The following is a 26275-nucleotide window of genomic DNA, read 5'->3' on the forward strand; positions in this document are numbered from 1 at the left end:
GCAGCCGCACGTCGGCCGGGGCGGGGTCTACTGGGTGAGGTGGGCGGCGATGATGCCGCGCGCGGCGGTGGACAGCCCCGCGGCGATCTCGTCCTTCCGCGCGGCCGTGCGCTCGCGAATCCCGCGGAGGAGGACCGTCTTGACCTGGGCGGAGTTGAACAGACTGCGGATCACTTCCCTGAAGAGGTCACCGGTGGTCACGTCCACCGTCAGTTCTTCGGGAGTGAGTTCCAGGTCGAGCGAGCGCAGGGAGATCTCCAGCGCGTCGGCGTCGGGGCCGCTGAAAACAAGTCCCGCCGCCAGCGAGGACCGCGTGAGCGATGCCTCGAACGTCCCGCTCAGGACATCGTCCTCGTCCTCTCCACTCGGCGGGAAGACCGCCTCGAACCGGCCGGTGAGGACCAAAGGGGGCTCGGGTACGCGGAGCGGCGAGCCGTCCGACCCGTGCGTGCCCGGGATTTCGGGCCGGCCCGTGATATGGCCGAGCCTCAGCGTCAGGTCGATGCCGTCGGCTGTCAGCCGTGCGTCCTTTGGGGGGATCAGCAGGTTGGGCAGGCCGTGGACGGTGACGTCGTGGAGGCGGACGGCGCTCAGCTCGAGGTCCTCGAGGGACTGCGGGCCCAGGTCGAGGAGGGGGATCCGGTAGGGGACGAGCCCCGGGTCGTCCAAGGAGTGGATGACGGCCGGCGGATAGAAGGAGGAGGCGGGGGAGTTCACCGCGTGCCGGACCCTGTCGAACAGGTACTGCTCCACCGGCCCCGTTCCGGTGTCCGGCCCTTCGGCGGGCAGGGCGCCGGTGGACACCGGGCCCAGCACCCCGTCGAGTGCGGCCGCAAGCTGCTCGGTCACCACCGAGGAGAACTCGTCGCGCTGCCCCGGGTCGGACAGGGCGGCCTCCATGGCGGCCCGGAGTTCCCTGCCGGCGTCCGCACTGTTGACCGCCTTCAGGGCTGCCTTCTTCCACTGCTCGAGAGAACCGGGGTCGGTCCACTCGTCCTCGATGGTCAGGCTCTCCTCGGCCAGGCGGAACGTGGGGGCGGCACCGGCCGCGAGGCTGATGGAGTCCACGCGGGCCGCCAGGGTCCGGCCGGGACCCTTGCCCGAGACGTGGAGGGCGACCTGGACGTCGAAGGCGAGGCCCCGGGCGGTGAGTTCGAGCGTTCCGCGCCCCTCCACCACCTGTTTCGGCCAGCTGACACCCTCCAGTCCCCGCACCACCGTCGTCGTCGGGGGCAGGGGGCCGGCCGAACCGTCGTCGGGGTCGTCCGCGGCGACGACTTCCTGGCGCAGCAGATAGCGGCTCTTGATCCTGATGTGGTCGCGGTCCTTCCACTCATCGTGGCTGTGGGCCCCCAGAGTGATGCGGACGGACCCCCGGTAGCCGTCGGAGTCCTCGGTGAGGCCGGTGAGTTCTCCCACGGCGGCGTTGGGGAGGTGGTGGATCTCGACCGAGGAGAAGGACAGCGTGGGAAGGGGGTTGGCCTCACTCCGGCGGGGGGTGAAGGCGTCCAGGTCCTCGGGCAGGTCCTCCGACTCGTCCTCGCGTCCCTGCGCGTCGTCGAAGGCACTTCCGACGACGATCCACCAGGCATTGGCGATGGTGTCGCCCACCAGTGTGCCCTGCTCGCCCCCGATCGCGCCGAGGTTCCACTCCGCTGCCCGCAGCGGGGTCAAGGTGCCGCCGTCGGGGGCCTTCACCTCCTTGAGCAGGGTCGGCAGCCAGTAGCGGCTGCCGGGATTGTTCAACCGTTTCCTCATGGTGGTGTAGACGAAGTTGACCAGGGTGGTTCCCATGGTGTCTCCCTGTCGCGGGCTGGGGATGCCTGGTCCTGCCGGAGACGGCGGGCCAGGACTGGAAGCTGGGCGGACGGCGTGGCGGTGCCGGGCTCAGGGGGACCGGTCCACCACGTGCAGGGCCAGGTCGTGCAGGGCCCGGCGGTAGGGGTTGTCCGGGAAGGGGCGCAGGAACTCCAGGGCGTCGAGCGCCTGGGTGCGGGCATCCGCGTACGCACGGGCGAAGCCGCCGCCGGCCCGGACCTGCGCGACGGCCCGCGCCAGCGCCGACGGGCCGGCGGGCTCCCCGCGCATGACCCTGCTCACGAGGTGGGCGGGACCCAGCTCGGCCATGGCGTAGATCAACGGCAGGGAAGCCCGGCCGCGCAACAGGTCCACCCCGCACGGTTTGCCGGACGCGGCCTCGGCCCGGGCGAGGTCGAACAGGTCGTCCATGACCTGGAAGGCGCGGCCGAATCCACGTCCGTAGAAACCGGCCCGGCGCGCGTCACTGCTGCGCCCGTCGGCCAGTACGACCCCGGACTCGGCGGCCAGCCCGAACAGGACCGCTGTTTTGCGGTCCGCGGTCTGCCAGTAGCGGTTCACCAGGGCGGCCAGCTCCTGGGAGAGGTCGGTGTGCAGCTCGTCCAGCTCGCCGCGACAGGTGTCGAACGCGCTGTCCAGCACCAGCTTGACCAGTGCCATGTCGCTGTCGCGGTCGATGGCGTCCACGAAGCCCCGCACCGCCTGGACGAACTGCAGATCGCCGACGATCACCGCGGTGCCCGGTCCGCGGGCGGCGTTCACCGACGGCATTCCCCTGCGCAGCATGGAGTCGTCCACCACGTCGTCGTGGATGAGGGTGGCGACGTGGAGCATCTCCAGGGAGACGGCGCCCTGGAGCACCTTGGCCGGCAACGGGGTGGGCCCGTGCACCATGCGGGCGGCCAGCAGCAGCACCGCCGGGCGCAGCCTCTTGCCCCGCCGGTAGACGGTGTACTCGGCTTCGCTGAGGTACTCCCGCTGGGGTTCCAGTGCCTCTTCCAGGGTCGCTTCGTAGCGGACCAGGTCTTCCGCCAGCAGCTCCGCCCAGACGGACCCGGCCACGTCCTCGGGTGCCGTGCCCTTGTCGAGGATGAGCACCGGTCAGGCCCCTTCGGTGGGCGGCGCGTATCCGGGCGTGCCGGCGAGGACGCTGTGGCGCAGCGTCTCGGCCGTGGAGTCACGCAGCAGCCCCAGGAGGAAGGACATGCCGGCGAGGCGCTCCTTGGCCACCGCCCCGGCGTTCCCCTCCCAGTGCTCGTCCTGCACGCCGAGATCGAACTCCGGCAGGACGACCGGGACGTCTTCCGGCTCGGTGGGAAGACCGCCCGGCCCGTCCGGGAGCCTCACGGTGATCCGGACGTCTTCGAGCCGTGCCGAGACCTGCCCCAGGTGCAGCGTGTTGTCAGCGGGGTCGGCTTCGGCGGCCTCCTGGTGGTAGAAGGCCCGGTGGATGTTGTCGATGACCGCGTGGTCCTCGGCACTCAGTGCCACCCAGCCGTCGGGTTCCGCCCCGGCGGTCTCGCCGGGCGCCTCGCGGGCCATGAGCTCCTCCGGCCCGGCGGGCGGCTGGTAACGCGCCATGGCCTCCGCGGACGGCGGCGACACCGTCCCCGAGTGGTCCTCGACCGTCTCGTACACCTGCTGCTGGGTCAGGGGAGTCGTTTCGCCGGAGGCGTTACCGGTCTGCTGCACTTCGAGGCTGAAGGACTCGGTGGCTTCGGCCGCCGCCTGGTAGCGCTCGGCCTTCTGGACGTCGTCCTTGCGCCTGCGGCTGCTGGCTTTCGTCGCGAGGGCCGTGACCAGCAGGGTCCGCTGACTCCAGGCATGGCCGTTGTAGGAGACGCCGCTTTCGTCGGTCCACTCGTTGACCGGTTGTTGCTCACCACGGGGAGTGTCGGGATCAGTGACGGAGTAGGTGTGCTCTGCCATGCGGCGGGTGACGCCGTTGGCCCTCCACGTCTTCCTCAGAGCCTTGCTGACACTGTCGGTCCCGGTGAAGACCTCGCAGTACGTGTCGTTGTGCTTCCCGTACTCGACCAGCAGCTTCCTGCCGTTCTCCGTCCGCATCAGGGCGTCGCGGTGCGCGCGAGCCCGCCCGTGCCACCGTTCCTGGGTCTGTTGGTCGGGCGGCGGGGGAGCCGGGGCGGCCGGGAACGTCGGCTGCTGCTGCTCCGCGGTCAGCGGCTGGAAGGGGTTGCCGCCGGCGTCGATCGCGCTGATCTCGTCCGGGCGCGCGTCGAGCGCGTAGCGGCCGGTCAGCGACAGGGCCGGGATGCGGTACGTGACCTTGGTGACCTCCCCCAGGACCTCGGTGGACACCGGCGTCGGCGCCGCCAGGGGGTGCAGGGCGAGGTCGCCGAAGCGGATGCTCAGGGCGCCGGTGTCGTAGGGGACGGTGTCGATGTCGGTCGTGTCCACCCCGCGGGCCAGGGGGTAGCCCGGTGTGTCGGCAAGGCGGAGGGGCTCGGCGGCGGAGGGCTCGCCGTCCGGGGAGACTTGAGGGCCGTTCATACGGAGAGGGCTCCTGGGAAGGGTGCGGGGCGGGAAGGGTCAGGAGACGGAGGCGGTGCCGCTGATCATGAGCATCCCGTTGTGGGAGCCCAGCTCCGGTTGGTCGAGCCGCACCTTCACCTCGGTGTCACCGGCGGGGAACGACGTTCCCAGGGGCTGGGGGAGCGGCACGTCGAGGGTCTGGCCGGTGAGGAAATCCCTGACGGCCGAGGCGGCGGGTTTCGACAGCAGCATGGACAGGATCCCGACGGGGACGGCGGCCACGCTCGCCGGGAGGAAGGCGACGTCCGAGAGCTTCAGGTTCACCAGTTCGAGAGTCAGCTTTCCGTCGGGCACAGCGCCGGCCCGGACGGTGACCTCCGGGGGGTCGGGCACGGTGACGGTCTTGAAGTCCATGAGTGCCATGTACGGGTCCTGTTCTTTCGGGGAGCGGGGGTCAGGCCAGGCGGAGCGAGGCTGTGAAGCTGAGCATGCCGTCGCGACTGCCCAGGGACGGGTTGTCCAGGACGGGGGTGAGGGTCTGGCCGTTCAGGTGCAGGGGCGGTGGCGCGGGGAGCGGCAGCAGGTCGAAGGACTGGCCGTTGAGAAGCCGGTTCCCGACCTGGGGCAGCAGGATCCCGAGGGTCTGGGCCACGGGCCAGGCGACGCCGGAGAGGATCTGCTCGCCGACGTTGCCGACCGGGCGGAGGGTGGTGACGAAGCCGGGGACGTCTTCCAGCGTCGCCCGGACCGTGGTGCCGGTGAGGTGCAGCCGGACGCGTACGCGCAGCGGTTCGGGACGGACGGAGGCGTCGTAGGAGATGCCGATGTCGGACATGAGGCTCCATGGGGGCGGGTGCGGAGGGGCAGGCGTGCTGTCAGTAGCTGGACAGGGCGCGGCCGATGCCCTCCGCGGCGTGGTTGAGGGCCTCCCCGATGTCCTGGAAGAGGTCGATCCCGGCTTCGGCGTGGACGTCCAGGGAGATGTCGACGTCCAGGTCCAGCGGGTTGCCGGCGACGCGGGCGTCGGCGGCGTTCACCTGGATCCGGCCCTCGTACTGGGCCCGTGCGATGCCGAAACTGGAGCTTCCGCCGACGCTCTGCGAGCGGCCGGCCAGGCCGGACACGGCGGCGCGGGCCGCGCGTTCGAGCGCGGGCCGCGACAGCAGTACCTCGAACGCGGGGGCCCGGGGAAACACGGCGACGGGATCGGGAGCCGGGGCCGGGGGCCGGTCGTCGGTGTTCGCGGCGCCGACCACCATGCCGGCTCCGACGGTGAGGGCGAAGTCGCCGAAGGAGAGTCCCGCCACGTCCACGCGGGGCAGTGCGGTACGGCCCAGCGCACCCAGTACGGCCTGGAGGGCCCGGGGCACCACGATGTGCCGGTAGACGGCCCGGTCGCTGGGGTCCGGGACGTGCCGCAGGTCCAGTTCGGCACCCAGCGGGGTGAGGCCGAGCGTCCCGGATCCTGCGGCGAGCGTACAGAGGACCTTCACCCTCCGGGTGGCCCGCTCGACGCCCGGGCCGCTGACGGTCAGCCGGGGAAGCAGCACGGTGAACGCGCCCCTCACCCGGCGGGGCGGGACGCCGCGGGGGCCGATCGCCGCCCGCCATTCGTCGTCGGTGGGGTCGTGCAGCGACAGCACCGGCGGCTCTCCCAGCGACCAGTCGAGCGGGATACTCCGGTCGCCGAGGGGCACCTGGAGCGTGCCGGCCATCAGGGCGTCGCGCACTCCGGGACGGGACGCCGAGCTGCGCAGGAGGTCGTTGAGTGTGTCCTGTCCCAGGGCCACCACGAGATCGCATCGGGTCACGCGGGCACGCTCCTCGTCACATGTTCTGGGTGGCCTCGACGAGCGCGCAGCCCTCGCCGCGGGCGATGGGGAAGAGGGTGACGCCGCCCTTCCAGGCGATGTCCACACCGGCGGTGAGCCGGGTGGGGTCCCGGGCGTCGACGCGCAGATCCTTGAGTCCGCGGAAATACGCCTGCAGCGTGGCCTGGAGCACCCCTGTCAGTGTCTCGTCGACGTCGACGACGGGTTCGTGCTTGTCCGCCTCCTGCTGCGCGGCCGCGTTGACGAGCCTTTTCACCAGCGCGGGGGCGACCAGACAGAAGACTTCCTTGCCGGTCGGCCAGTCGACCGCGGAGACCGGGGCGGGGTCCGGCCGTGGCCCGGTGGCGACGACCAGGTACCTGTCGGTGACGTCCACCAGGGAGGGCGTGAGGTCCATGGGCTGGCCCAAGAACCGCTGGGCGGGGAGTCTGAGCGCCTTCAGCAGGTCCCCACCCCGTTTGAGGAGCCTGGGGACGAGGACTCTCTTGAGGACCGTCCGGTCGTTGCCGTCGGTCGGGGGAGTCTCCATCCACAGCCCGAGCAGATCGACCCGGACCGCACCGTCGACAGCCAGCAGACAGGCGGGCACCGCCACGCCGCAGCTCAGCTCACGGGGCGTACCGCCCTCCGGTGCCCACCGGAGCCACAGTTCCGGCATCACCAACTGGACCACACCGGAGGAGGGCAGTGTGGTGCCGCTGCCCTGCTTCCAGGTCGCCTTCCAGCGCGCGGCGTCGGGAGCGCCCAAGGAGATCCTCGGCGGTTTGCGAAGGTCCCATGCGAGGGAGTACCGGACGCCGGAAACGACTTCGCTGCGTTCACCTCTCAGCAGGTCCCTGTGACCGGTGTGCAACTGCTTCAGCGCACTGTCCAAAGACGAGGTGCTTACTCCGACGGCGAGATCGAGTGTGGGGGCTCCCATACGGAGATCTTGGCAGGCCATTCCTCCCTCACCTGCGCGTTCTCGGGGTACTTCACTCCACCGGGGAGGCGTGCCCCGGCCCGGTGCGAGCCGGGTTGTGCGCTCACGCGCGCAGCCCGAGGACCGGTCGGCCGCCCGCCGCCCGCCCAGCCCGTCCACGCCCTCGTGGGTGGTGGCCACGCCCCGCCGCCCGGCACGGGCGAGGCCGTTCCCACCGCCTTGAGCGGGATACGGCCGAAGGCCGGGTCGATGCCGACCATGGCGCCCATCTCCAGGTGTTGGGCGGTGCGCGAGCACCTTGATCACGAGGTCGGATCCGATGTTGCCCGAGCCGATGACGGCGACCTTGGTGTGTGAGGCGGCGCCCGTGCGCGTGTTCATACTCCGCGCCGGAGAGCACCACATGGCCGGCCCGCAGCGGGTCGTCCTCGCCCAGCACGAACGCGATCTCGGTCTCGACGCGGGGCTGGAGCACGGGCGTACGGCACGGTGTCGCCGTCCGCGTGCCCCCTGTCGTCCAGCAGGACGCCGAAGTCCGGTTGGCGGGCAACGCCGTCATCCTCAAGCCGCCGCCGCAGGCGCCGCTCTCGGCGATCCGGCTCGGTGAGCTGATCTCGGAGGTCCTGCCTCCGGGCGTGGTCAACATCGTCAACGGGGCAAGCCCCGCACCGGGCGTGGCGATCGCCGCCCACCCGGAGATCGAGCGGATCGCGTTCATCGGCAGCGAGCGGACCGGCCGTGACATCCAGCGGGTCGCCGCCGGGGCCGGGGTCAAGCACGTGAGCCTGGAACTGGGCGGCAAGAACGCCATGGTGGTCCTGGGCGACGCCGGCATCGAGGCGGCGGCCCAGGGCGCCGTGTTCGGCATGAACTTCACCGCCACGCAGGGCGAATCCTGCGGGTCGAACTCGCGGCTCCTGGTGCACCGGTCGATCGCCGACCGGGTGCTGGCCCGCGTGGTCGAGCTCGTCGAGCAGATCGAGGTCGGCGTGCCGGTCTCGGAGTCCACCGAGATGGGCGCGCTCGTCTCCCGCGAGCACTTCGAGCGGGTCAGCCGCTACATCGAGATCGGTCGTGAGGAAGGCGCCGTTGTCGCCACCGGCGGTGGCCGCCCCGCCCATCTGCCCGAGGGCCTGTTCGTCGCGCCCACCGTGTTCTCCGGTGTCACCCCTGGCATGACGATCGCCCAGGAAGAGATCTTCGGTCCCGTGCTCTCCGTGCTCACCTTCGACACCGACGACGAGGCCGTCGAGATCGCGAACGGCGTCCGCTACGGCCTGACCGCCAGCGTGTGGACCCAGGACGTCGACCGGGCACACCGGTTCGTCGAGGACCTGCGGGCCGGATACGTGTGGATCAACGACTCCTCGCGCCACTTCCCCGGACTGCCCTTCGGCGGCGTCAAGGCATCCGGGATCGGCAAGGAGGAGAGCCTTGAGGAGATCCTCTCCTTCACCCAGTCCAAGACGGTCAGCATCCCGCGCAGGGGGCGATGATGCTCCACCATGTGATCTCCCTGCGTTTCCACGAGGGCACCACCGACGAACAGATCCAGCGGATGGCCGACGGCCTCCTGGGCCTGCGCGACCAGATCGGCACCATCCGGTCCATGCGGATGGGCAGGGACCTGCGGATCCGGCCCGACAACTTCGCGTTCTCCTCGCTCACCGAGTTCGACGACGAGGCCGGCTACCTCGAATTCCGTGACCACCCGGCCCACCAGCGGGTGGTGCGCGAGCTCATCCAGCCGATCATGGCCGAGCGCGCCGGCGTGGTGTTCCTCAGCCCCTGACCGCCCAGCACCTCCTGACCGCCCAGCGCTTCATGACCGCACGCAACGAACCGCCCGGAGGACCGACCACATGACCACGCTCACAGCGACGCAGGCGGCGGACCTGGTCGCCGCGAACCGCATCCTCGTCCGCCAGGGCGTCCTCGACGCCTTCGGGCACGTCAGCATGCGGACCGCCCCCGGCGCCGACACGTTCTGGCTGTCCCGGAACCTCGCGCCGGGCTCGGTGACCGCGTCCGACCTGCTCGAGCACGACCTCGACGGCGCCACGGACGACCCGCGCAAGCCGTACCTCGAACGCTTCATCCACGCCGAGATCTACCGCCGACGGCCCGACGTCATGGCGGTCGTGCACAGCCACTCGCCCTCGGTGGTGCCGTTCAGCGTCGTCGACACGGGGCTGCGTCCCGTCCTCCACATGGCCGGGTTCCTCGGGGGACGGTCGACTCCGGTGTTCGAGATCAGTGACGTCGCCGGAGACGCCAGCGACCTGCTCATCACGTCCTCGTCGCTGGGTGCCGCGCTCGCCGGGACGCTCGGGGACGCCCCCGTCGCGCTGATGCGAGGCCATGGCTCGGTCGCCGTCGGCGGTTCGCTGCCGGAGGTCGTCTACCGGGCGGTCTACACCGAGGTCAACGCGCATGCCCAGGCCACGGCGCTCGCTCTCGGAAAGCCGCGCTACCTGTCCGCCGGCGAGGCGGCGGCCGCGAACGCGACCATCGGCGGCCAGGCCGTCCGGGCGTGGGACGTCTGGTGCGAGCAGGTGCGGCCGGACATCCCGGCCGGGGACCGGGCGTCCGGCCCGGGGCGGGAGTGACACCGGCATGCAGTTCCATCACCACGGATACGTCTCCGGCGATCCCCGTGTGCTCCCTGCCTCCGGCACAGGACTGAACCGCCCGGACGCCCTTCCCGACGAGGTCGATGTCCTCGTGGTGGGCACCGGACCGGCCGGAATGATCACGGCGGCCCAGCTCTCCCAGTTCCCGGGCATCACCACACGCATCATCGAACGCCGCGCGGGGCGCCTGCAGACCGGTCACGCCGACGGCCTCCAGGCGCGGAGTGTCGAGACCTTCCAGGCGTTCGGCTTCGCCGACCGGCTGGCCGACGAGGCACACCACGTCACCGAGTTCGCCTTCTGGCAGCCCGACCCGGACGACCCCACGCGCATCGCCCGGGCCGGCAGGTCACCCGACGACCCCAAGGGACTGAGCGAGTTCCCGCACATCCTCGTCAACCAGGCGCGCGTACTCGACTACTTCGCCGAGTTCATGGCCAACTCGCCATGCCGGATGCGCCCGGACTTCGGCGTGGAGTACGTGGGACATCAAGTCATCCCCGGGTCAGACCACCCGGTGATCGTCGAACTGGCCCACTCCGAGGGTGGGTTCGCCGGGGAGACGTTCCAGGTCCGCGCGAAGTACCTCGTGGGGGCAGACGGCGCGCACAGCAGGGTGCGCCAGTCGATCGGCTGCCGGTTCGAGGGCCACAGCGCCAACCACGCCTGGGGCGTCCTCGACATCCTGGCGGACACCGACTTCCCCGACATCCGGCTCCTGTCGACCATCCAGTCGAGCAGCGGCGGCAACATGATGGTCATCCCCCGCGAAGGCGGATTCCTCTTCCGCCTGTACGTCGACCTGGGCGAGGTCCCCGCCGACGACGCGGGGAAGGTGCGCGCCACGCCGGTGGAGGCCGTCATCGCGAAGGCCGCGGCGATCCTGCACCCGTACTCGCTGGACGTGAAGAAGGTGGCCTGGTTCAGCGTCTACGAGGTCGGGCACCGCCTCGCCGACCAGTTCGACGACGTGCCGCCCGAGGAGACCGGCGAGCGCCTGCCCCGCGTCTTCATCCTGGGCGACGCCTGCCACACGCACAGCGCCAAGGGCGGCCAGGGAATGAACGTCTCCCTTCAGGACGGATTCAACCTCGGCTGGAAACTCGGCCACGTCCTGGACGGGCGGGCACCGGAGTCGCTCCTCACCACGTACGGCACGGAACGCAAGATCATCGCGAGGAATCTGATCGACTTCGACAAGGCGTGGTCGTCGATGATGGCGAAGAAGACCGACGAGTTCGCTGACGCCGCGGAGTTGCCCGAGTACTTCAAGGCCACGGAGGAGTTCCGCACCGGATTCCGGACGCAGTACCCTCCTTCGCCGATCGTCGGCCGGCCGACGTACCAGCGCCTCGCCAAGGGCTTCCCGATCGGGCAGCGCTTCGCGTCCGCGAGGGTGCGGCGAGTGGCCGACACCAATCCGGTCCACCTGGGGCACCACGCCACGGCGGACGGCCGGTGGAGGATCTACGTCTTCGCCGACAGGACGGCTCCCGGCGGCGACGGCTCCGCGGTCGCCGCTTTCGCCGAGTGGCTCACCTCGTCACCCGGCTCGCCGTTCGCCGGGCTCCCGGAAGGCGTGAGGCCCGACGACCGGTTCGACCTCAAGGTCGTCTACCAACAGGACCACCACGCGATCGAACTCTCCGAGGTGCCCGAGGTCTTCAAGCCGAGGGTCGGTCCCTACGCCCTGGCCGACCTGGAAAGGATCCACGCCGCGATCCCGAAGGATGACATCTTCGAGGCACGCGCGATCGATCGTGGTGGTGCCGTCGTCGTGGTGCGGCCGGATCAGTATGTCGCGCATGTCATGCCTCTAGAGGCGACCGATGAACTGGCCGAGTTCTTCGCGCGGCTGCGCCTGTGAGGCTCGCTGTTCCTGGCCTCGATCGGCGGCGCCGCGAAGCACGGCGATCATGTCGTCGCGGTCACCGGGGTTCGGGCCATAACCGTGGGACATGCCCATGGCGCCGAAGCCGATGGCGGAGACTCGCAGGTCGCGCCCCAGTGTGCGCTGGTGCATCGTGTCCTCCCTGATGGTGCCCACCGCGGTGGGCGGGCTGTAGCTGTAAGACCGGCCGCCAGAGCACCGGACGTCGATCTCGGCGACGCGGCACCCGGTCGCCTCGTTCGCCGGGCTACCAGGCGTATGCCTCGGGGGCCTCGCCTCCGGGCCCGGGCCAGATCTCGTCGAGTGCACGGAGCGTCTCCGGCGACAGCGACAGGTGCGGGGCTCGCAGTGATTCGGTCAGATGCTCGGGGGTGCGCGGCCCGACGATGGTGGTGGCGACCGCCGGGTTGTGCAGCAGCCAGGCCAGTGCAACGTCCGCGGGCCGGTCGCCGAGGTTGGCGCACAGGGCCTCGTACTTCTCGAGCTGAGGCCGGTACTGCTCGACCGTGGCGAGGAACTCGGGGGACGAGCGCCGACCGCTGTTCGCCTTCTGCAGGGCACCGCCGAGCAGGCCGCCGCCCAGTGGGCTCCACGGGATCAGGCCCAGGCCATAGTGGCGCAGGGCGGGGATCAGTTCGAGTTCGACGGTGCGGGCGTTGAGGTTGTACAGGCTCTGCTCGGAGACGAGACCGAGGAAGTTGCGCTTGCTCGCTTCCTGCTGGGCGGTGGCGATGTGCCAGCCGGCGAAGTTGCTGCTGCCCATCCTGCTGGGCGGTGGCGATGTGCCAGCCGGCGAAGTTGCTGCTGCCCACGTAGGTGACCTTGCCCTCGCGGACCAGCTGCTCCATGGCCTGCCAGATCTCGTCCCACGGCGTCGAGCGGTCGATGTGGTGCATCTGGTACAGGTCGATGTGGTCGGTCCGCAGCCGCCGGAGGCTGTCCTCGGCAGCCTTGCGGATCTTGTAGGCCGACAGGTACTTGTCGTTCGGGCCGGTGCCCATGGGCTGGTAGAGCTTGGTCGCGAGCACAATGCGGTTGCGCCGACCCTTGTCCTGGGCCAGCCAGCGGCCGATGATCTCCTCGGAGAGCCCGTAGCCCTGTGCCATGTCGGGTGACTGCGGTCCGCCGTACACATCGGCGGTGTCGACGAAGTTGATGCCTTCCTCGACTGCCCGGTCGAGGATGCCGAAGCTGGTGGGCTCGTCGGTGACCCAGCCGAAGTTCATGGTGCCCAGGCCGAGCTTGCTGACCTTCAGACCGGTCCGGCCGAGGTGGTTGTACGTCATGGTCATGGGTGGTTCTTCCAATCCGGTGTGGCAGTACGCCGGGTATCTGCACAGAGCACAGTGCGCTACGGCTCTCCTGGCGGGGCGGGGCGTGCCCGGCGTCTGCGGAAGGTCCCCGCCGTCCAGAGCGCCGGGCAGGTGCCGCTGACAGGCGTGGAACGGGGCGCGTGCGTCAGGGTCTGGCGCGCTCGGGCGTCAGGCGGCCGGTGGCGGTCGACGCGCACCGCGTGCTGTGCAACCGCCGGCTCAGGGCGTCAGGGCTTGAGGAGTGTCTTGATGGCGCGCCGTTCGTCCATGGCCCGGTAGGCATCGGCGACCTGTTCGAGCGGCAGGGTGAGGTCGAAGACCTTACCCGGGTTGATGCGGCCGGAGAGCACGCGGTCGATCAGGTCGGGCAGGAATTCACGGACGGGGGCGGGGCCGCCGCGCAGGCCGACGTGGGAGTGGAACAGCTCTTCGCCGTCGACCGCCACGCCGTGGGGGACGCCGACGAAGCCGACGTTGCCGCCGGGCCGCGTCGAGCGCAGGGCCTGCTGCATGGACTCGGGGGTGCCCACGCATTCCAGGACCCGGTCGGCGCCGATGCCGCCGGTCATCTCCTTGATGCGGGCGGTGCCGTCCTCGCCGCGCTCGGCGACGATGTCGGTGGCCCCGAACTCGCGGGCCAGGTTCTGCCGGGCCTCGTGCCGGGACATCGCGATAATGCGCTCGGCACCGAGCTCCTTTGCGGCGATGACCGCGCACAGGCCGACCGCGCCGTCGCCGACCACCGCGACCGTGTCGCCGGGCCGTACCTCTGCGGCGACCGCCGCGTACCAGCCGGTCCCCATCACGTCGGAGCAGGCCAGCAGACTGGGAATGTCCTCCTCGGCCGGCTGGACGGGCGTGGCGACCAGGGTGCCGTCCGCGAGCGGGATGCGGATCTTCTCGGCCTGGCAGCCCTCGGCGCCGACGAACTCGCGGTGCAGGCAGTTGGTCTGGTAGCCGTTGCGGCAGTTCGCGCAGGTGTTGTCGGAGGCGAAGAACGAGCCGATGACGAACTGCCCCGGCTTGACGGCCGTCACTGCGCTGCCGACTTCCTCGACGATGCCGACGTACTCGTGGCCGAACGGCGTGGGCTGCTCCACCGGGTTGATGCCGCGGTAGTCCCACAGGTCCGAGCCGCACACACAGGTCGCGGCGGTGCGGATGACCGCGTCGGTCGGGTCGATGATCTTCGGGTCGGCGCGCTCCTCGAAGCGCACGTCGCCGGGAGCGTAGAGAACTGCTCCGCGCATGATGATGGTCCTTACAGGTTGTCCGGGTTCGGATCAGCGGCGGGTGCTGGTTCGGGGGCCGCCGTACTCGTCGTCGCCGACGTGCTCGAGCCAGTCGACCTCGTCGGTCTCCCACAGCGCGATGTGCGTCATGAAGTGCTCCGGGGCGGCGCCGTGCCAGTGCTCCTCGCCCGGCGGGGTCCAGATCACGTCGCCCGGGTGGGCTTCGAGGATCTCGCCGCCGCGGGACTGAATCAGGGCGATGCCCTCCACGATGTAGAGGGTCTGGCCCAGGCCATGGGAGTGCCAGGCGGTCCGGGCGCCGGGAGCGAAGCGCACCGCGTTCGCGCGGGCACGGGAGGGCTCCTCACCGCGGTAGATCACATCGGCCCACGCGTCGCCGGTGAACCACTCGGCGGGCAGCTTCATCGTCGGCTGCTTGTTCAACAATTCCATGGGGTGGTGCTCCCTTGCCGCAGGTCGCGCGGTCAGGCGGTGGCCTGCTCGTCGGCGATCTGCTTGAGCAGATTGATCGCGGTCATGGCATTCGGCCAGCCGGCGTAGAAGGCGAGATGCGTGATCGCCTCGGACAGCTCCTCCACGCTCAGCCCGTTCTCCAAGGCCACGCGCAGGTGGTAGCCGAGCTGCTCGCCGCGGTAGAGCGCGGCCAGCACGCTCACGGTGACCAGGCTGCGATCCCGCGGGGAGAGCCCGGGCTGCTCCCAGACGTCGCCGAAGAGGACCTCATTGGTGACCTCGACGAGCTTGGGCGCGATGCCGGCCAGCTCCTGGGGTGCGGACTGCTTCGCCATGGACGACTCCTTCACTCGCAAAAATGGTGAAATCGGGCATGCCCGCTCTGTAGTCAGGCGCCCGTCCCGGCAGCCCGAAGCCTCTCGTCCGGAATGACGCCGGGAGCCGCAGCAGCGGCCACTATCGAGGAAACCGCAGGTCACGCGCAGGCGGAAGGTACGGCTGTTCCAGGTACTGACAGAACCCCCCTCGTCCGCGCCCGCCCGCCTAGCCTGGAAGACGTGAGTACCGAAAGCGACATCCGCGACTTCCTGGCCTCCCGCCGCGCCAAGATCACCCCGCAGGAGGCCGGACTACCCGCCTACGGCGGCAACCGGCGCGTGCCCGGGCTGCGCCGCGAGGAAGTCGCGATGCTCGCCGGCGTCAGCGTCGACTACTACGTCCGCCTGGAGCGCGGCCACCTCGCCGGAGCCTCCGAGGAGGTCCTCGACGCCGTCGCGAACGCGCTGCAGCTCGATGAGGCCGAACGCGCGCACCTCTACGACCTGGCCCGCGCCGTCGCCAGGCGCCCTGCACGCCGCACTAAACGCACCCGCGGCCCGCTCCCGAACAGTGTGGTGCGTGTCCTTGACTCCATGACCGACTCCCCGGCCTTCATCCGCAACGGCCGCCTGGACATCCTCGCCGTCAACCGCCTCGGCCGCGCCCTGTACGCGCCGTTGTTCACCGATGACGCCCCGCGGCCGGTCAACGTCGCCCGCTTTCAGTTCCTGGACCCGCACGGCCGTGACTTCTTCCCCGACTGGGAGCAGTCCGTGAACACGACCGTCTCCCTGCTGCGCACCGAGGCCGGACGGGCTCCCGGCGACACCGACCTGACCGGGCTGATCGGTGAACTCGTCACCCGCAGCGACGAGTTCCGCACCGCCTGGGCCAAGCACAACGTGCGCCTGCACCACACCGGTCGCAAAGCCTTCCGGCACCCGGCTGTCGGTGAGATCACCCTGGACTTCGACGCCATGGAATTGCCCGCACAGCCCGGCCTGACCCTGACCGCTTACAGCGCCGCCCCGCACACCCCGGCCCACGACGCACTGCAACTGCTGGCCGCGTGGGCCGCCACCGAGGACGCCTCCGCAGCCGCCGACCCAGACCACACCACCAGCCGCTGAACCACGCCGGCCGCCCGATCCCGATCACCGACACCGCAGGAGGCACCACCATGCACACGCGTATCCTCGGCCAGGGCCTTGAGGCCTCCGCCTCGGTGGTTGAGAACCGCCCCTCGGTAATCGAAGGCCCCACATCCAGGAGGATGCTGTTGGCGGTCGCGAACAGCGTTCACGCGCCGCGTGGTCGCGCAGCAGGCGCGGGCGAGCCTTCGGCAGCTAGACCGGTGGATCGCGGACGAGGAGCGTCGCGAGGCCGAGCGACGGCAGGCCGAGGAGCGGCGACCGCCGCCCCCGGAGTGGCTGATCGAGCGGGGCCTTGACCGGAGACGCGACGCGATACGTCAGCAGGTTCCGGCGTGCTCGAAGTGTCGACCGGACACGCGAGTGGGCCTGCTGGAGTAGTCCGGCGCGCGGGCGGCCCAGGCGGCGTTTGAGGCTGGCGGGTTGGAGTTCCCTGTCGACGTCGCGTGGCCGAGCTGGTGCCGCAGATGCCGGCCGGGCCACACTGGTGGTACGAGGTCGAGCTCGACGGTTCTCCGGACATCTTGAGATGTCTCATCCGGGTGCACCTCGGCAGAGGTGAGAACGAGGGCCCTGTACAGAAATGGCAAGGCGTGGCCACCGTCTGACGAGCGACACTGGGAACGTGCTGACCATGGACCGAGTCATTGCTCCGGGCGGCATCCGGATCCGGGAGACCTCGACCGGAGTGACCGTACCGCCCGGCTGCTGCTTCGGCCTGGAGAACTGGCGAGACTGGCTGGAGCTCATGAACGGCGTGAGCCCTGGCTCGGCCACGACCCTGCGCCGCGCACCGAGCGCACCGGGACGACCATCCGGCTGTGGCCTGATGCGGAGCACCCGGACGGCCTCCCCATCGAACTGCCATTGGCCCAACTGTCCCATCTCCTGAACTCCGTACAGCTCCAGCTCGTCGCCTTCCTGGCCTCCGTCGGAGAATGGGCCACCCGATACGCCCCGCCCCTTGCCGACGCTCTGGTCACAAAGCTCGACGAGAACCTCGCCATCACAACCCCCCTCCGCGACACCCAGAGCTGAACCGCGCCTGCCCAGGCGCCGCCATGCCGGTGGCCATGTGTCTCATGAGACACCGCGAAGTCTGGAGAACGACGGCCACCGGGCCCAACTCGCCCGGTGGGGCCGACGGGCAGGTACGGCTGCGCTCCGGGCAGGGCACAGTGGGACAACCCTTGGTTAGCTGATCAGGGGGAGGTAAATGGTGTCGACGATTTCCTGGATGTCCTGGGAAGGCATCGGTTTCATGTCCATGAGTGCCTGGTGGCGGAGCAGGTCGTAGGGGAGTCGGGTGATGCGGGGGGTGAGTTTTGTGCCGTCGATCTCTCCGCGTTCGACAGCGCGCTGCGTGACGGACTCGATCAGTGTCCACCTTTCATCGATCAGGGACGCACGCAGGTCGGCGGGAGTGGTTTCCGTTTCTTCGAAGTAGGCGGCCAGCTGTGCGGTCATGGCCGCGGCAAACATGGTGAACGCGCCGTTGAGCTGTTCGAGCAGGCTGATTGTGTCCTCGCGCAATGCCCCGGTGTCCGGGTCGGTGAGCGGGAAGCTGTCGCTGACACGGCCGATGGCGTCGCGGACGAGGAGGTCCTTGGTCGGCCAGTGGCGGTTGACGACCGGACGGCTGGTGCCGGCGCGGTCTGCGACCGCGGCGAAGGAGAGGCCCGCGTAGCCACGTTCCATGAGTTCTTCCCAGGCGGCGTCGAGGAGGGCGGCCTGCAGTTCTGCGCCACGTCGGCGGCGGGGTCTGGGCTCCGGACTTGCAAGATGCATGCCTGCATCTTATTTTAGGTGTCCGGTGCACAGCAAGCGGTACGGCCCTTGCCGTGCTCCTGGCCGCATCGCCGACGCTCCAGCACGGCTGCCGTGCCCCCTTACGGAAGGAAGAACATCATGAACACTCGCAACGATGCCCAGCAGGCCCCCCCGGTGTCGATAGATGTGCACACCATGGGCCGCACCGTCGACGAGTCCCAGGTCGACCAGTGGGAGCTCAAGGCCGCACGCCGGGCCCTGAGAAACCTCAAGAGCGTGGCCAGCGGCCAGGTGATGATGGACCTCCTCGCCGGACAGATCGAAGCCGGCGACCGGTATTACAGGGAACTCGTCGCGGCCTCCGGCGGCGCCTACCGCGAGTCACGCACAGAGTTCACCATCCGCGGCCTCAGCGGCACCGCCATGGCCAACTGGTTCTCCGCACAGGCCGGCACCGGACGCTTCCTGGACAAGTCGCTGCTCCTCAACGCCCACCCCGAGCATTACGTGGAACCGCCCACCTACACCGGCGGCATGGTGGAGACGATCGACGGCCGCCTGTGCCGGTTCAAGGTCTCGGTGGCGCGCGAACTCCCCGACGCGGTCGCCGCCTTTCTCGACGCCTCCTACCCCGTGACCCTGATGACCGCCCTGCTCAGTCTGGATGACGACACCCCCTTCGCCTACTGCCTCCACCAAGCCCGCGACACCGACGCCGGCGCCGACGTGGTGGTGCGCGTGATCTACCCATCGGCCGCCCCGGACTCAATGATCGAGGGCCACTGCGAGCACCTGTCGATCGAATTCCGCAGCTGGATCCGCAACGCGGCCGCCGCCACCCGCTGACTCGGCAAAGGCCGCGCACATGACTTTCGCGAAAAGGAACGCGCTGGTAACCGGAGCAGGGGCGCTCGGCGGGCTGGGGCACGCGGTGGCGCGGATCCTCGCCTCCGGCGGTGCCTATGTAACGGTCACCGGACGCGACCCGCAGCGCGGCGCCCAGGTCGTCGAGGATCTCGGTACCAAGGCCCGGTTCCTGCCGGCCGACCTCAGCGACAGCGAGGACGTGCGGAGACTTGCCGAGGAGGCCGGAGACGTCGACGTCCTAGTCAACAACGCCGCCGTCCTGCTTGGCGACACCCAGGACCTTTCCGCCTTCGACGACGCGTTCGCCGTCAACGTGCGCGCACCGTTCGCACTGACCACCGCCGTGGCACCACGCATGGCCGCGAACGGAGGCGGCAGCATCGTCAACATCTCCTCCACCGCCTCCGGCATCGGCATGCCCGCCATGGCCGTCTACGGCGCGTCCAAGGCCGCGTTGGAATCCCTGACACGGGCCTGGGCCGTAGAGTTCGCCGCTGGCAACGTCCGCGTCAACGCCGTCTCACCGGGGCCGATGCGCTCGGCGAAGGCGGTCGCATCACTCGGTCAGGATGTCGGTGGATACGGTGAGACGGTGCCGATGGCCCGCGTAGCCGACCCGGCCGAGGTCGCCGAGGTCGTCGCCTTTCTGGCAAGCAACCGGGCCAGCTTTACCACCGGGGCGGTCGTCGCCGCCGACGGAGGCCGGTCTGCGCTCTGACCGGACCTCGGTTTGCCCTACCGCGGTTCCGACCTGGAGTACTGGTTTCAAGCGCCGTGTCGCCTAGTTGTATTGACCACAAGCGTTGTTGACACCCGTATCGGCGTTGCCGGGGCGTGCTCGTAGTTACCGGTCGCCGCGCAGGTATCGAGTGACCATGGCGACCAGCTCCGTTTCCAGCCTTTCGACCTGGGTGGGGTGTGGGGTTGCCATGAGTTTGTGGGTGTTCATCTCCACGGTTCCCACGACGAGTTCTGCGGCCATGTCGAGATCCTCTACCTGGACGTCGGGATGACGGGCGAACACCTCGCGCACCTGGCTCACCCGGGCTTTGCCGTGCCGGTCGATCGCTTCGATCAGGTCACTGGAGACCGGCGCTTCCTCGATCATGATCCGCAGGAGCTGGGGGTCGTCGCGGTGGTGGTCGATCGCGTCGCGTACCAGGGACCGGATGGCGCCTTCCAGGCTACCGGGGGTCATGTCCAGCTCATCGGCTCCTGTCCACGCGCCGCGGTCGATGTGCCGGACCAGTAGCTCGGCGAGGATGGCGTCCTTGTTCGGGAAGTACTGGTACAGCGAGCCGATGGACATGCGGGCCTGTTCGGCGATTCGGTTGGTGGTGCCGGCCGCGTATCCGTACTCGGCGAAAACGTGAGCGGCTGCGGTGAGGATCCGCTCGCGGGTGAGCTCGGCGCGTACCTGCCGGGGCTTGCGACGTGGGGTGAGGCGCCGGTCGGCGGGTGTCATCCGTTGTTCCTCCTGGCCGGTGAAAAGCGAGTAGCAAATAGCTGAGCTTTTACTCAGAATAGTGTCATGAGCTGCGGAAACAAGAGGACCGACAGTCTGGGAGTGGGGCGGTGATCCCCCGGGTCCGCCTCCCTCGGGAGCGCAGGATGATCACTTTGGAGGTACGGCGCTGTCAGCCGGTCTCCGTCGGCTTCACCACCGTCACCCTGGGTGGCCCCGGCATACGGCACCTCGTTCCGGGAGACGCCGACCAGGCTGTGCGACTCTTCTTCCCACGCGAGGGGCAGCATGTGCTGCGGATGCCGACCGCCTCGAACGAGGCGTGGATGGCGCAGGTCCTGCTGATGCCGAAAGCGGTCCGTCCGTGGGTGCGCAATCTGACCATCCGCAGCCTGCGCCCGGCGGAGCAAGAACTCGACATCGAGTTCGCTCTCCACGGCGACTCGCCCATGACCTCGTGGGTGCGTCGGGTCCAGCCGGGTGACCCTGCCGGGATCTTCGATCTCGGCTCCATGCACGGGCCGCCCGAGCACACCCGGGGACGCCTGCTGGTGGGTGACGAGAGTGCGTTGCCAGCCATCTTGTCGATCCTGGACAGGGATCCGAACCCGCCGCCCACCGAAGTCTTCGTGGAGGTGGCGACCGCGCACGACATCCGCACCGTTCCCACACGGCCCGGCGTGCGCGTCCACTGGCTCAGCCGCGACAGCGAGAGCCTGCGTCCCGGCGTCCGCGCGCTGGAGGCGGTTGCTGATGCCGAACTGCCCGAAGGCCCCCTCTATGCGTGGGTGGCGGGCGAGTCCCGGCTGGCCACTGGCATTCGGCGGCACCTGGTCAACGACCGTGGCATACCCAAGCGGGACGTCTCCTTCTGCGGCTACTGGCGACTTGGCCGGTCCGCCCCCGGCTGAAAGGAAGCCTCATGCAGCAGTACACCTTCGAGCCGGACTCGATGCACCGGCTGTCCTTGGTGGACGAGGTCGAGGCGGTCGTCGGCCGCCCGGCCGCGATGATCATTCAGAAGCAGATCAGCGTCCTGGACGCAGGGTGCCGCGAGGTCCTCGCTCACAGCCCGGTCGCGGCCTTCGGTTACCAGGACCGCGACGGCGTCGTCCGCACCACGTTCGTCGGTGGCACGCCCGGATTCGCGCGTGTCCACTCCCCGCAGCGATTCTCCTTCCCTGTTGCAGGGACGAGCGTCGCATCCGGCCCGGTCTCGTTGTTCTTTCTGCTGCCCGGCGTGGGCGAGGTACTACGCGTCAACGGCACCGCATCCGCCCTCAAGGGTGGGGAGACGGCCGTGGACATCGCCGAGGCGTACGTGCACTGCGCGCAGGCCGTCATCCGCTCCGGCCTGTGGGAACCGCCCTCCGCACCCCCCGCCGCAGAGCCGATGGTGGACCAGGGGCCGTTGGCCGGCCCAGGTGTCAGCGACTTCCTGGCCGCCTCACCCTTCCTGGCCCTGTCCACCTGGGACACGGAAGACGGCAGTGACACCAGCCCGCGCGGGGAACAGCAGGCGGTGGCCCGGATCCTGAACGGCCGCACCCTGGTCCTTGCCGACCGCAAGGGCAACAAACGCGCGGACACCCTGCACAACCTGCTCCACGACGACCGGATCGCCCTGGCCGCCCTCGTCCCCGGCCGCAGCGGTGTCCTGCACATCCACGGGCGCGCTGCGATCACCGACGACACCGCGCTGCTGAAGACCTTGGCCTTGCGCGGCGTGCCGCCGCACCTCGCCCTCCTCATCGACGTGGAATATGCAGAGGTCCGCAGCAACGATGCTGTTTCCCGTGCCCGCCTGTGGAACCCCGACGTGCGATCCGGCCGGGATGCGGCACCCGACATGATGGCCCTGGGCAGCGCTCACCTGGCTGTCGGCGCAGCCGAGTCCGGACGTGGCTCGGCACGGCTGATCAAGGTCATCACCGCCCTCCCGGGCATGAGCCGGCTCATGCGGAAAGCGATGGACCGTGCCTACGTCTCAGGGCTGCGTAAAGAGGGCTACGCCGATGTCCGCGCCCCTTCCGCTGCTCGCCGTGGCGATGCGCATCACGGTGAGGTGGCGGCGGGCCCGCTACGGCCCGTGCGTGTCTGCGAGATACGGCAGGAGACGCCGTCCGCCCGCACCCTGGTTCTCGAGGACGCCGCCGACGAGGCAAAGCCATTCGACTTCCGCCCCGGGCAGTTCTTCACCCTGGTCACGGACATCGCGGGCCAGCCCGTACGGCGTGCCTACTCGGCCTCCTCGGCGCCGGGAGCGACCCGGCTGGAACTCACCGTCAAGCACGTTGAGGGCGGGCAGTTCTCCACGCACGCCCACCATCACCTGCAATTCGGGGACCAGCTCGCGGTACGCGGCCCCTCCGGTACCTTCCACGCCCCGCCGCAGGCCACCGAACAGCTGGTACTCATCGCGGCCGGCAGCGGCATCACGCCCATCATGAGCATGATTCGCACCCGCCTGTCCGATCCGGCATCGGCGGGCAGGATCGACTTGCTGTACAGCAGCCGAAACCCCGAAGAGGTCATTTTCAGCGATGAGTTGACGCGCATGGAAAAGGACCACCCAGACCGGCTGACGGTCACCCATGTCCTTACGAGTCGCGACGGCCGGCTCGACGCGGAAAGCATCCGCCGATGGGCGACCGGCCTCCCGCTGACGGACACCGCACATCACTTCGTCTGCGGCCCCGAAGCACTCATGGACACCGTGCAGGACGTCCTGCACCAACTCGGCGTGCCGGACGAGCACATACACCAAGAACGCTTCAGTGGTGGCGTCACCACCCCAACCACGCAGGCACCCCAGGAGATGAGAGTCGAGAAGGACGGGAGACTCGTCGGAACTGCCATGGTCGAACCCGGACAGAGCCTGCTCGATGCCGGTCTCGCCGCAGGACTGCCCATGCCGTACTCCTGCACGGTCGGCAGCTGCGGCGAATGCATGGTGCGCGTGAGCAGCGGCGAGGTCACGCAACCCGAACACACCTGCCTCACCCGCGAGCAGAAGACGGAAGGGCAGGCACTGACATGTGTCAGTTGCCCGCTGTCCAAGGTGACCCTTGATATTGCCGCCCCGACGCCTCCCGGCCGGCGCTGAGGCCCCGCCTACGACACCGCCCACGCACTTCCGCCCGCGCGCCCATGGCCCACCGATGAGGTCTTCGTGTCCCACCCCAATGCCCGGCTCAACCCTCCACGGCAGGCGACTGCTGATCGAGCGGGTCCGATCTGGTCGCCCCGTCGCGCCCGTAGCCGGCGAAATGGGCATCTCCCGCGCCACGGCCTACAAGTGGGTACGACGCTGGCGCACCGAGGGCGATGCCGGTCCTTTCGACCGCCAGAGTCGGCCCCGGACGACCCCGCATCGCACTGCCTCAGACGTCGAAGCACAGGTCTGCACCCTACGGCGGGAGCGAAGGCTCGGCCCCGCACGGATCGGCCCGATCCTGGACATACCCGCCTCAAGAAGCTCGGCAACATCCCCGATGGCGGCGGGCACCGCATCATGCCGCGGCAACAAGCCGGTGCCAACAGACAGGCCACGACCGAGGCACGCAGGGGCGGCAGCCCGACACGAAGAGCACGGCGGGAGAGCGTGTGTTGCCGATCCCGAGCCTCGTACGGAAGGCGCTGAAGACGTTCCGCGCCACGCAGGCAGTGGAACGCCTGGCGGCGGGCGAGGGGTACGAGGGCGGCGGGTATGTCCTCGTGGATGAACTTGGGTGCGCGCTGAACGGTCGGCAGCTCCGAACGCGGGCCTACAAAACAATGGATGCAAACGGCCTTCGCAGGGTCCGTCTGTACGATGCTCGGGCGTCTTGCCTCACGTACCTCGCCAACAACGGGGTGCCGGATCACCTGCTCGCCATGTGGGCCGGGCACACCAACGTGAAGACGACGAAGAAGTGGTACGTGAAGCCGGACGTGGCGGACCTGCTTCCGGCGGCGGAGGCATGGGGAGGTCTCGCAGGGGGCGTGTGACAGATCGTGACAGATGAAGGTGTGAACCCGTGACCGAAGGCAAGACCGAGACGCTGCAGTACCGCTTTGACGGGCCAGAACACCTACCAGTCCTGATCCTGGGGCCGTCCCTCGGTACCACATGGCACATGTGGGACCGGCAGGTGCCCGAGCTGTCCCAGCACTGGCGGGTCTTCCGCTACGACCTGCCCGGGCACGGAGGCGCCCCGGCCCACCCGGCCGGGTCGGTCGCCGAACTCACCGCGCGGCTGCTGGCCACCCTCGACGGGCTCGGCGTGCAGCGCTTCGGGTACGCGGGCTGCGCGTTCGGCGGTGCCGTCGGGATCGAGCTGGCGCTGCGCCACCCCGAGCGGCTCGCCTCCCTCGCGCTGATCGCCGCCTCGCCCCGGTTCGGGACGGCCGACGAGTTCCGCCAGCGCGGCGTGATCGTGCGCACCAACGGGCTCGACCCCATCGCCCGCAGCTCCCCCGAGCGCTGGTTCACCGGCGGGTACGCCGCCGCACAGCCGGCGATCACCGAGTGGGCGGTGCAGATGGTCCGGACCACCGACCCGGGCTGCTACATCTCCGCCTGCGAGGCCCTCGCCGCGTTCGACGTGCGCGGGGAACTGGGCCGGGTCGGCGTTCCGACGCTGGTCCTCGTCGGCTCCGACGACCAGGTCACCGGCCCCGCCGAGGCCCGTACGCTGGTCGCCGGGATTCCGGACGCGCGGCTCGCCGTCGTCCCGGGCGCCTCCCACCTGGTCCCGGTCGAGCAGCCCTCGGCCGTCACCGACCTGCTGGTGCGGCACTTCACCACCGCCTGGCAGGCCGCCCACGACGCCACCGCCACCGGCCAGGTCCCCGTGCCGGTACCGGCCCACCCCACCGTCCATCCGACCCCGGCGGCCCAGGTCCCGGGTCCGGCCGCCGCGCCCCTCCAGCCGGTGCCGGCTCCGCCGCAGGCCGCGCCCATCGCCGAGATCGCCCCGGCCCCCGTCGTGCCGCCGCAGGCGCAGGGCAGGCCAGACCCGTACGACGCCGGGCTCAAGGTGCGCCGCGAGGTCCTCGGCGACGGACACGTCGACCAGGCGCTCGCGCAGGCGGACGACTTCTCCGGGGACTTCCAGGAGCTGCTCACCCGGTACGCGTGGGGCGAGGTCTGGGACCGGCCGGGCCTGGACCGGCGCTCGCGGAGCTGCGTCACCCTCACCGCCCTCGTCGCCGGCGGCCATCTCGAGGAGCTGGCGCCCCACCTCAGGGCCGCCCTGCGCAACGGCCTCACCCCGGCCGAGATCAAGGAAGTACTGCTCCAGGCGGCCGTCTACTGCGGCGTACCGGCCGCGAGCGGGGCGTTCCGGGTGGCCCAGCAGGTCATCCGCGAGGAGACGACACCACCGGAGTAGGCCCCTGGGGCGGGGAGCGGGCGGGCGGCGGCAGGATGGAGTCATGAAGCTCATCAAGAAGTCGCACGCCTGTGTCCGCCTCGAAAAGGACGGAGGGACGCTCGTCCTGGACCCCGGCGGGTTCACCGAGGAGGACGCCGCCCTCGGCGCGGACGCCATCCTCGTCACCCACGAGCACCCGGACCACTTCGACGAGCTGCGGCTGCGGGCCGCGATGGAGGACAATCCGGCGGCGCAGATCTGGACGCTCAGGTCGGTCGCGGAGAAGATCTCGTCGGCGTTCCCGGGCCGCGTCCACACCGTCGGCCACGGCGACACCTTCACCGCCGCCGGGTTCGACGTGCGGGTCCACGGGGAGCTGCACGCGGTGATCCACCCGGACATCCCGCGCGTCACCAACGTCGGTTTCCTCGTGGACGGCGGCAAGGTCTTCCACCCCGGCGACGCCCTCACCGTCCCCGACCACCCGGTCGAGACGCTGATGCTGCCGGTCATGGCACCCTGGAACAAGATCTCCGAAGTGATCGACTACGTCCGCGAGGTCCGGCCGCAGCGCGCCTACGACGTCCACGACGCGCTCCTGACCGACCTGGCCCGACCGATCTACGACCGCCAGATCGGCGAGCTGGGCGGCACCGAGCACCTGCGGCTGACGCCCGGCGGCTCCGCGCTCCTGTGAGGTCCCGGCGCCCGGGGCGGGGCCGCGTTGTCAGTGCCGCCC

General features: G+C 69.9%; 26 protein-coding genes and 3 pseudogenes. 14 read left to right on the plus strand and 15 right to left on the minus strand.

Annotation, left to right across the window (positions count from 1 at the left end):
• Nucleotides 1-27: 27 nt before the first annotated feature.
• The 8 genes and pseudogenes from IG88_RS0105525 to IG88_RS44110 form a co-directional block, all read right to left on the minus strand.
• Entirely contained in the window at nucleotides 28-1794 is a 1767-nt protein-coding gene (locus IG88_RS0105525) for a hypothetical protein (RefSeq protein WP_051851767.1), read from the minus strand.
• Between the two features lie 93 nt (nucleotides 1795-1887).
• Nucleotides 1888-2916, minus strand: coding sequence for a polyprenyl synthetase family protein (locus tag IG88_RS0105535; protein ID WP_031035597.1), 1029 nt, complete (start codon nucleotides 2914-2916; stop codon nucleotides 1888-1890).
• Between the two features lie 3 nt (nucleotides 2917-2919).
• Nucleotides 2920-4329 (minus strand): hypothetical protein, encoded by a 1410-nt coding sequence (locus tag IG88_RS0105540; protein ID WP_031035599.1) that lies wholly within the window; start codon nucleotides 4327-4329, stop codon nucleotides 2920-2922.
• A gap of 39 nt (nucleotides 4330-4368) precedes the next feature.
• Nucleotides 4369-4734, minus strand: a complete 366-nt coding sequence (locus tag IG88_RS0105545) for a hypothetical protein (RefSeq protein ID WP_031035601.1) — start codon at nucleotides 4732-4734, stop codon at nucleotides 4369-4371.
• 31 nt (nucleotides 4735-4765) lie between these two features.
• Complete coding sequence (locus IG88_RS0105550; RefSeq protein WP_031035603.1) at nucleotides 4766-5146, minus strand: hypothetical protein; 381 nt, start codon at nucleotides 5144-5146, stop codon at nucleotides 4766-4768.
• A gap of 40 nt (nucleotides 5147-5186) precedes the next feature.
• On the minus strand, nucleotides 5187-6122 hold the full coding sequence (locus IG88_RS0105555; protein ID WP_158853779.1) for a hypothetical protein: 936 nt from the start codon (nucleotides 6120-6122) through the stop codon (nucleotides 5187-5189).
• Nucleotides 6123-6138: 16 nt separating this feature from the next.
• A complete protein-coding gene (locus IG88_RS43240; RefSeq protein ID WP_031035614.1) occupies nucleotides 6139-6891 on the minus strand; it encodes a hypothetical protein in 753 nt (250 codons plus the stop codon).
• A gap of 321 nt (nucleotides 6892-7212) precedes the next feature.
• Nucleotides 7213-7446, minus strand: a pseudogene (locus tag IG88_RS44110) (hypothetical protein); the annotation flags it as partial.
• A gap of 122 nt (nucleotides 7447-7568) precedes the next feature.
• On the opposite strand from IG88_RS44110, the gene IG88_RS0105565 reads away from it, so the two are divergent.
• The 4 genes from IG88_RS0105565 (at nucleotide 7569) to IG88_RS0105580 (ending at nucleotide 11565) form a co-directional block, all read left to right on the plus strand.
• A complete protein-coding gene (locus tag IG88_RS0105565; RefSeq protein WP_199807420.1) occupies nucleotides 7569-8561 on the plus strand; it encodes an aldehyde dehydrogenase family protein in 993 nt (330 codons plus the stop codon).
• 11 nt (nucleotides 8562-8572) lie between these two features.
• On the plus strand, nucleotides 8573-8857 hold the full coding sequence (locus tag IG88_RS0105570) for a Dabb family protein (protein WP_051851769.1): 285 nt from the start codon (nucleotides 8573-8575) through the stop codon (nucleotides 8855-8857).
• 70 nt (nucleotides 8858-8927) lie between these two features.
• Nucleotides 8928-9674, plus strand: a complete 747-nt coding sequence (locus tag IG88_RS0105575) for a class II aldolase/adducin family protein (RefSeq protein WP_051851770.1) — start codon at nucleotides 8928-8930, stop codon at nucleotides 9672-9674.
• Between the two features lie 7 nt (nucleotides 9675-9681).
• A complete protein-coding gene (locus IG88_RS0105580) occupies nucleotides 9682-11565 on the plus strand; it encodes an FAD-dependent monooxygenase (RefSeq protein WP_031035620.1) in 1884 nt (627 codons plus the stop codon).
• Here IG88_RS0105580 and IG88_RS40870 read toward each other — a convergent pair.
• The 5 genes and pseudogenes from IG88_RS40870 to IG88_RS0105600 all read right to left on the minus strand — a co-directional run bounded on the left by IG88_RS40870 (nucleotide 11515) and on the right by IG88_RS0105600 (nucleotide 14943).
• A complete protein-coding gene (locus tag IG88_RS40870) occupies nucleotides 11515-11721 on the minus strand; it encodes a hypothetical protein (protein ID WP_078861408.1) in 207 nt (68 codons plus the stop codon). The genes IG88_RS0105580 and IG88_RS40870 overlap by 51 nt on opposite strands.
• Nucleotides 11722-11836: 115 nt before the next feature.
• Nucleotides 11837-12875: pseudogene (locus tag IG88_RS38365) on the minus strand (aldo/keto reductase).
• A gap of 254 nt (nucleotides 12876-13129) precedes the next feature.
• Nucleotides 13130-14152 (minus strand): zinc-dependent alcohol dehydrogenase family protein, encoded by a 1023-nt coding sequence (locus tag IG88_RS0105590; RefSeq protein WP_031035622.1) that lies wholly within the window; start codon nucleotides 14150-14152, stop codon nucleotides 13130-13132.
• Nucleotides 14153-14185: 33 nt separating this feature from the next.
• On the minus strand, nucleotides 14186-14587 hold the full coding sequence (locus tag IG88_RS0105595; RefSeq protein WP_031035624.1) for a cupin domain-containing protein: 402 nt from the start codon (nucleotides 14585-14587) through the stop codon (nucleotides 14186-14188).
• A gap of 32 nt (nucleotides 14588-14619) precedes the next feature.
• Nucleotides 14620-14943, minus strand: coding sequence for a carboxymuconolactone decarboxylase family protein (locus tag IG88_RS0105600; RefSeq protein ID WP_031035626.1), 324 nt, complete (start codon nucleotides 14941-14943; stop codon nucleotides 14620-14622).
• 222 nt (nucleotides 14944-15165) lie between these two features.
• On the opposite strand from IG88_RS0105600, the gene IG88_RS0105605 reads away from it, so the two are divergent.
• Together IG88_RS0105605 and IG88_RS43245 are read left to right on the plus strand one after the other, a co-directional pair.
• A complete protein-coding gene (locus tag IG88_RS0105605; RefSeq protein ID WP_037835379.1) occupies nucleotides 15166-16056 on the plus strand; it encodes a helix-turn-helix transcriptional regulator in 891 nt (296 codons plus the stop codon).
• A gap of 888 nt (nucleotides 16057-16944) precedes the next feature.
• Nucleotides 16945-17115: a hypothetical protein gene (locus tag IG88_RS43245; RefSeq protein WP_158853781.1), complete on the plus strand. Its 171-nt coding sequence runs from the start codon at nucleotides 16945-16947 to the stop codon at nucleotides 17113-17115.
• Nucleotides 17116-17271: 156 nt separating this feature from the next.
• On the opposite strand, the gene IG88_RS0105615 is transcribed toward IG88_RS43245, so the two are convergent.
• Complete coding sequence (locus tag IG88_RS0105615; protein ID WP_031035629.1) at nucleotides 17272-17865, minus strand: TetR/AcrR family transcriptional regulator; 594 nt, start codon at nucleotides 17863-17865, stop codon at nucleotides 17272-17274.
• Between the two features lie 120 nt (nucleotides 17866-17985).
• Between IG88_RS0105615 and IG88_RS0105620 the strand changes: the two genes are divergently transcribed.
• Nucleotides 17986-18693, plus strand: coding sequence for a hypothetical protein (locus tag IG88_RS0105620; RefSeq protein WP_031035631.1), 708 nt, complete (start codon nucleotides 17986-17988; stop codon nucleotides 18691-18693).
• Nucleotides 18694-18712: 19 nt separating this feature from the next.
• The gene (locus IG88_RS0105625; RefSeq protein WP_031035634.1) at nucleotides 18713-19432 is read left to right on the plus strand and encodes an SDR family NAD(P)-dependent oxidoreductase; all 720 of its coding nucleotides are present in this window, start codon (nucleotides 18713-18715) and stop codon (nucleotides 19430-19432) included.
• A gap of 126 nt (nucleotides 19433-19558) precedes the next feature.
• Here the strand turns inward: IG88_RS0105625 and IG88_RS0105630 are convergent, their stop codons facing one another.
• Nucleotides 19559-20179: a TetR/AcrR family transcriptional regulator gene (locus IG88_RS0105630; protein WP_031035636.1), complete on the minus strand. Its 621-nt coding sequence runs from the start codon at nucleotides 20177-20179 to the stop codon at nucleotides 19559-19561.
• A gap of 146 nt (nucleotides 20180-20325) precedes the next feature.
• Here IG88_RS0105630 and IG88_RS0105635 point away from each other — a divergent pair, with 146 nt between their 5' ends.
• The 6 genes and pseudogenes from IG88_RS0105635 to IG88_RS0105655 all read left to right on the plus strand — a co-directional run bounded on the left by IG88_RS0105635 (nucleotide 20326) and on the right by IG88_RS0105655 (nucleotide 26233).
• Nucleotides 20326-21090: a siderophore-interacting protein gene (locus IG88_RS0105635; RefSeq protein ID WP_051851781.1), complete on the plus strand. Its 765-nt coding sequence runs from the start codon at nucleotides 20326-20328 to the stop codon at nucleotides 21088-21090.
• Between the two features lie 11 nt (nucleotides 21091-21101).
• Nucleotides 21102-23285, plus strand: coding sequence for a 2Fe-2S iron-sulfur cluster-binding protein (locus IG88_RS0105640; RefSeq protein ID WP_031035640.1), 2184 nt, complete (start codon nucleotides 21102-21104; stop codon nucleotides 23283-23285).
• Nucleotides 23286-23351: 66 nt separating this feature from the next.
• Nucleotides 23352-23759: pseudogene (locus tag IG88_RS40880) on the plus strand (leucine zipper domain-containing protein); the annotation flags it as partial.
• A gap of 29 nt (nucleotides 23760-23788) precedes the next feature.
• Entirely contained in the window at nucleotides 23789-24169 is a 381-nt protein-coding gene (locus IG88_RS0105645; RefSeq protein ID WP_234332011.1) for a tyrosine-type recombinase/integrase, read from the plus strand.
• 128 nt (nucleotides 24170-24297) lie between these two features.
• Nucleotides 24298-25554 (plus strand): alpha/beta fold hydrolase, encoded by a 1257-nt coding sequence (locus IG88_RS0105650; protein WP_420712073.1) that lies wholly within the window; start codon nucleotides 24298-24300, stop codon nucleotides 25552-25554.
• A gap of 43 nt (nucleotides 25555-25597) precedes the next feature.
• Nucleotides 25598-26233 (plus strand): MBL fold metallo-hydrolase, encoded by a 636-nt coding sequence (locus IG88_RS0105655; protein WP_031035647.1) that lies wholly within the window; start codon nucleotides 25598-25600, stop codon nucleotides 26231-26233.
• The last annotated feature ends 42 nt before the right edge of the window (nucleotides 26234-26275 follow it).

Source organism: Streptomyces sp. NRRL F-5650, assembly GCF_000721365.1.
Taxonomy (GTDB): domain Bacteria; phylum Actinomycetota; class Actinomycetes; order Streptomycetales; family Streptomycetaceae; genus Streptomyces; species Streptomyces ardesiacus.

Coding starts and splice junctions, on each gene's coding strand:
- IG88_RS0105640 (WP_031035640.1), top strand. CDS start 21,102: ATGCAGCAGTACACCTTCGAGCCGGACTCGATGCACCGGCTGTCCTTG.
- IG88_RS0105545 (WP_031035601.1), bottom strand. CDS start 4,734: ATGGCACTCATGGACTTCAAGACCGTCACCGTGCCCGACCCCCCGGAG.
- IG88_RS0105650 (WP_420712073.1), top strand. CDS start 24,298: ATGTGGGACCGGCAGGTGCCCGAGCTGTCCCAGCACTGGCGGGTCTTC.
- IG88_RS0105540 (WP_031035599.1), bottom strand. CDS start 4,329: ATGAACGGCCCTCAAGTCTCCCCGGACGGCGAGCCCTCCGCCGCCGAG.
- IG88_RS0105620 (WP_031035631.1), top strand. CDS start 17,986: ATGAACACTCGCAACGATGCCCAGCAGGCCCCCCCGGTGTCGATAGAT.
- IG88_RS0105655 (WP_031035647.1), top strand. CDS start 25,598: ATGAAGCTCATCAAGAAGTCGCACGCCTGTGTCCGCCTCGAAAAGGAC.
- IG88_RS0105625 (WP_031035634.1), top strand. CDS start 18,713: ATGACTTTCGCGAAAAGGAACGCGCTGGTAACCGGAGCAGGGGCGCTC.
- IG88_RS0105635 (WP_051851781.1), top strand. CDS start 20,326: ATGATCACTTTGGAGGTACGGCGCTGTCAGCCGGTCTCCGTCGGCTTC.
- IG88_RS40870 (WP_078861408.1), bottom strand. CDS start 11,721: ATGCACCAGCGCACACTGGGGCGCGACCTGCGAGTCTCCGCCATCGGC.
- IG88_RS0105575 (WP_051851770.1), top strand. CDS start 8,928: ATGACCACGCTCACAGCGACGCAGGCGGCGGACCTGGTCGCCGCGAAC.
- IG88_RS0105590 (WP_031035622.1), bottom strand. CDS start 14,152: ATGCGCGGAGCAGTTCTCTACGCTCCCGGCGACGTGCGCTTCGAGGAG.
- IG88_RS0105550 (WP_031035603.1), bottom strand. CDS start 5,146: ATGTCCGACATCGGCATCTCCTACGACGCCTCCGTCCGTCCCGAACCG.
- IG88_RS0105580 (WP_031035620.1), top strand. CDS start 9,682: ATGCAGTTCCATCACCACGGATACGTCTCCGGCGATCCCCGTGTGCTC.
- IG88_RS0105630 (WP_031035636.1), bottom strand. CDS start 20,179: ATGACACCCGCCGACCGGCGCCTCACCCCACGTCGCAAGCCCCGGCAG.
- IG88_RS0105595 (WP_031035624.1), bottom strand. CDS start 14,587: ATGGAATTGTTGAACAAGCAGCCGACGATGAAGCTGCCCGCCGAGTGG.
- IG88_RS0105615 (WP_031035629.1), bottom strand. CDS start 17,865: ATGCATCTTGCAAGTCCGGAGCCCAGACCCCGCCGCCGACGTGGCGCA.
- IG88_RS0105525 (WP_051851767.1), bottom strand. CDS start 1,794: ATGGGAACCACCCTGGTCAACTTCGTCTACACCACCATGAGGAAACGG.
- IG88_RS0105600 (WP_031035626.1), bottom strand. CDS start 14,943: ATGGCGAAGCAGTCCGCACCCCAGGAGCTGGCCGGCATCGCGCCCAAG.